The organism is Oleiphilus sp. HI0086 (assembly GCF_001635225.1).
The window spans coordinates 1-3,570 of sequence record NZ_LWFZ01000736.1; the positions used below are offsets into that span (position 1 = coordinate 1).

At 43.4% G+C, this 3,570-nt stretch carries 5 protein-coding genes and 1 pseudogene; 5 read left to right on the forward strand and 1 reads right to left on the reverse strand.

Annotated elements, in window-relative coordinates; translation table 11 throughout:
- From A3756_RS28695 to A3756_RS12300, 5 genes are all read left to right on the forward strand, one after another.
- On the forward strand, positions 1-208 hold a 208-nt coding region (locus A3756_RS28695; RefSeq protein ID WP_231875532.1), incomplete at its 5' end, for a hypothetical protein.
- Positions 209-293: 85 nt separating this feature from the next.
- Positions 294-731: a hypothetical protein gene (locus A3756_RS12285; protein ID WP_068553596.1), complete on the forward strand. Its 438-nt coding sequence runs from the start codon at positions 294-296 to the stop codon at positions 729-731.
- A 160-nt stretch (positions 732-891) separates the two neighbouring features.
- Entirely contained in the window at positions 892-1,599 is a 708-nt protein-coding gene (locus tag A3756_RS12290) for a GNAT family N-acyltransferase (protein WP_068553597.1), read from the forward strand.
- Positions 1,600-1,758: 159 nt separating this feature from the next.
- Positions 1,759-2,397 carry a hypothetical protein gene (locus tag A3756_RS12295; RefSeq protein ID WP_068514174.1) on the forward strand — a complete coding sequence of 213 codons (639 nt, stop codon included), beginning with the start codon at positions 1,759-1,761 and terminating at the stop codon, positions 2,395-2,397.
- Positions 2,398-2,418: 21 nt separating this feature from the next.
- A complete protein-coding gene (locus tag A3756_RS12300) occupies positions 2,419-3,255 on the forward strand; it encodes a crotonase/enoyl-CoA hydratase family protein (RefSeq protein ID WP_231872162.1) in 837 nt (278 codons plus the stop codon).
- A gap of 119 nt (positions 3,256-3,374) precedes the next feature.
- Here A3756_RS12300 and A3756_RS28700 read toward each other — a convergent pair.
- Positions 3,375-3,570 (reverse strand): annotated as a pseudogene (locus tag A3756_RS28700) (IS3 family transposase); the annotation flags it as partial.

A 3,570-nucleotide genomic window follows, 5' to 3' on the forward strand; every position in this document is an offset into this window, starting at 1 on the left:
TGACCTAATTGATCAAATATTTGATTTTATGGTCAGAGACTTCTCAAAATATGCACTTCAACTTTACTCTAAAACTAGCAACACAAAGGTTCAGCAAGTTTTCTGTCAGCTGATGCTAAGCAAGCCAAAGGCTTATTCGAGGCGCTTTGAAAAAGTTCTGAACGACTTTGCCTATGCGAAGAAAGACAGCTATAAAATGAATTCTTAACTATTTTTGCTATACTAGCTTGGTCCGGTTTTTAATAATTCGGGCCAGCTAGTATTTTGACTCCGATATTTCTAAGGTAGAAATTATGCAGGAAAAAGCGAAAGAGATTCTTATCATCGGTACTTACGGTATCGATATATTTCACGGCATGGTCGACGAAATGGAACAACGGGGCTATTTGGTTTTTACCACGACCTCAGCCCAAATAGCCCAAGAATATCTTCAAAATAGGAAGTTCGATGCAATTATTATCAATCTTGAGCCTGACGGAAAAGGAAGCGTTGCCGAAAGCGGACTGCTAAATAAGTTTATTGAATCGCCCTTGCAAGCCAATGCGATTTGTCTGGGCGTGAGTGCTCACTACCCTCACTCCCTGCCAAGCGATAAGAATGAAAAACACCTACAAATTCTGGCGGGCTGGCTCACCCTACCAGTTAAAGCAAACGTGCTCGCTGACCACATTGTCGAGCTGATAGACTCTCCCCATAAATTTACGATTAAGGAAAAACTAACTTCCTTGTAGGCTTAATATTGTTTAGCGCGTATTTGATGCACTTCTCATTATTTTCGTTCTGGCGACTACTCAGCCTTAAAACTGACCGTTTATCGGAGACTTGATTACAAAGTCATAGCGTTTTCTTAAGCTATATCTATCGCCCCTTACTGTAATCGTAGGTAGAGCAATGCAATCACTTCAGCTGGTAGATAACTTCATCGCACAGTTCAACTTTGTCTGTGCTTACAGTGAAGAACAAAAACGTATAGCTTATCAAATACGTTTTAAACAGAGCAAAGAAGACTTTGACGGACTCACTCATGTTGAGCAGGTCATTGACCAATATGACCACAACTCGACACACCTGCTCCTTCAAGAGAATAGCAGCAGACAATATATTGCCTGCATACGTATCAGCCACTCAGTTGAAAGCTTATCAGCGCAACCCACCTTGCCCTGCCAAAGGGCAAACTCCTGCTCACTAGGGTTTATCGATCAGGTATTTTCCTCTGGATGCCATTTATCTTTGTGCGAAATATCTCGACTTAGCATCAACCCCGAGTATTGCGACACCGAAGCCAAAAAGTACAGTTTTTCAGAAGCAATGTATCTGGCAGCCTTCTCTCTTGCACGTTTACGCTTCGATGACCGAATTTTACTTTCGCTCCCCTGCAACGAATTCAAACGCTTACGAGCTCGCGGCCTCCAGCTAGAGCAGACCACGAACAAGCTGAACAGCGATAGTGAAGACTTATTCTGGCTCTCCAGTGAATCCGGTATTCTGGATAACAGCCCCGCTTATGATCTTTATCAACATATTCTCGGCTGTATTACTCATCAACTCAATCAACCTCTTTTAGATGGCGATGACCTTATCGCTAATGAGGGAGTCTAAGCAAAACATAACAAGTTCGTCCGTCATGGCAGCTTATGTTACCGATGTATAATCTTCCATATCACAAATGCTACCTATTAGTTATTCATAAGTTTGAGGGTTTCAGCTAGACTCTTATTTTTATCTCGTCTCGCATTACTCTTTACTTAAGGAGCCATCGTGGATCTAATCGAAGCTCGATCTATGCAAGCCAAGTGCATACTCAATCTGATGACAGTTGTCGCCAAAGACAACCTTTCAATTACGCAAAGGGAAGATCTACCAGAAAAAGCCTACGATATTGGCTGCCTAGTGGGAATGCTTGAAGGCGAGATTTTCAAGATCGTCAAAAGTCGCAGTAGCATCGTCGACGACCTTCCTTTTAAAGATAAAATCCTCGAACAATTTGTGAACGGCGTAACTGTAGTTATTCATCGCTTGCTGCTCGACGAAAATCAGGACCAACTCGCTCAAGATCAAGCACGCCTTGATCGACTTCGACAAGAACTAAAACAAAATCTAGAACATACAGAAACCCTCCTGGAAAATGCTACTCGCCTTGAAAGTGCACTTAGCAATAATGCTTTATATCGTGACTCGGCAGAGGTCTTATCAACCTTCCAAAGCAATGTCGCGACCATGCAGAACATGTATCAGGTTAAGGCTCAAGAACATGAGATGTTAAATATACTTGTCGACAAGAATGAAGCCTTACTGCTACAAACCGACCACTCACTGTCAGCACTGCCAAAGCTAAGTGATGCCAGCAAACTAGTCGACCTCAAACAAGAATTTCTCCGTATTGAGCAAGACACATAGAAACTGTATTACGGGCCAAGCATGACCAACCTAATCGACCTTTCGCACAATATGCAAACCTTTAAAGAGCTACGCGTTCAACAAGACGGGCACGTCTTGCTTGTCTCGTTGAATAGACCTGATATTCACAATGCGATGTCTCACGAAGCAATGGTTGAAGAAATCGAGCGTGTATGCGATTTAGCAAACAATAACAGCGAAATTCGCGTCATGGTGCTGACCGGAGAAGGAAAGAGTTTCTGCGCCGGCGGCAATGTCAAAGATATGCTCAATAAAACTGATATGTTTGGCGGCAATAAAGAAGAAATAGAACAAAGCTATAAAAACGGAATTCAGCGTATTCCTTTGTCCTTATGGAATATCGAGATCCCCGTTATTGCCGCCGTAAATGGCGCCGCAGTCGGTGCAGGCTGTGACCTGGCAATGATGTGCGATATTCGCATCGCTTCCGATAAAGCCCGCTTTGCCGAAAGCTTTGTCAAACTTGGCATCATTCCGGGAGACGGCGGCGCGTGGTTCTTGCCAAGAATTATTGGCATAGCAAAAGCCAGCCAAATGGCACTGACTGGCGATATGGTTGATGCTCAAACAGCGCTATCTTGGGGGATGGTGTCTGAGTGCATCGAAACTTCAAACATGCTTGAGCGCGCACTTTCAATCGCACATAGCATCGCTTCAAACCCGCCTCTTGCCGTTCGAGCCACTAAGAAGCTACTACGTCAAAGTGAACGACTCAAATTACCTGAAATGCTAGACCAATGTGCAAAAGTTCAAGCTGGTCTGCATCAAACAGAAGATCACTTAGAGGCAGTGAAAGCTTTACTAGAAAAACGCGCTGGGCAATATCACGGGCACTAAAGCAGTAAGTTTTAGGTCTTCTTATGCAAGAGAGGCCATCACCACTATTTTGGAAAAATTTAGCCAATGGAAACTCTTTCTATTTTCGGCGTTTTTCAAGGTAGTTGTCGCCTGAGCATTTAAGCTGCTTGTTTTTCCTTCTCCGGGTTCAACTTAACGTCACCCACTTTCTCCCAGTTCCGCGTAGCTTTTGACCACCTTATTTGGTTCTTTCTTTTCATCTTGCGATAAAGCTCATCCCTCTTCGATAATATTTCTTCATCCAGACCTAAGTGCCTTTGCTCTGGGGTAACAAAGTTAATTCGACTATGCCGG

Excerpts from the sequence above, each read along its gene's own strand:
- A3756_RS12285 (WP_068553596.1), top strand. The coding sequence starts at position 294 with ATGCAGGAAAAAGCGAAAGAGATTCTTATCATCGGTACTTACGGTATC.
- A3756_RS12300 (WP_231872162.1), top strand. The coding sequence starts at position 2,419 with ATGACCAACCTAATCGACCTTTCGCACAATATGCAAACCTTTAAAGAG.
- A3756_RS12290 (WP_068553597.1), top strand. The coding sequence starts at position 892 with ATGCAATCACTTCAGCTGGTAGATAACTTCATCGCACAGTTCAACTTT.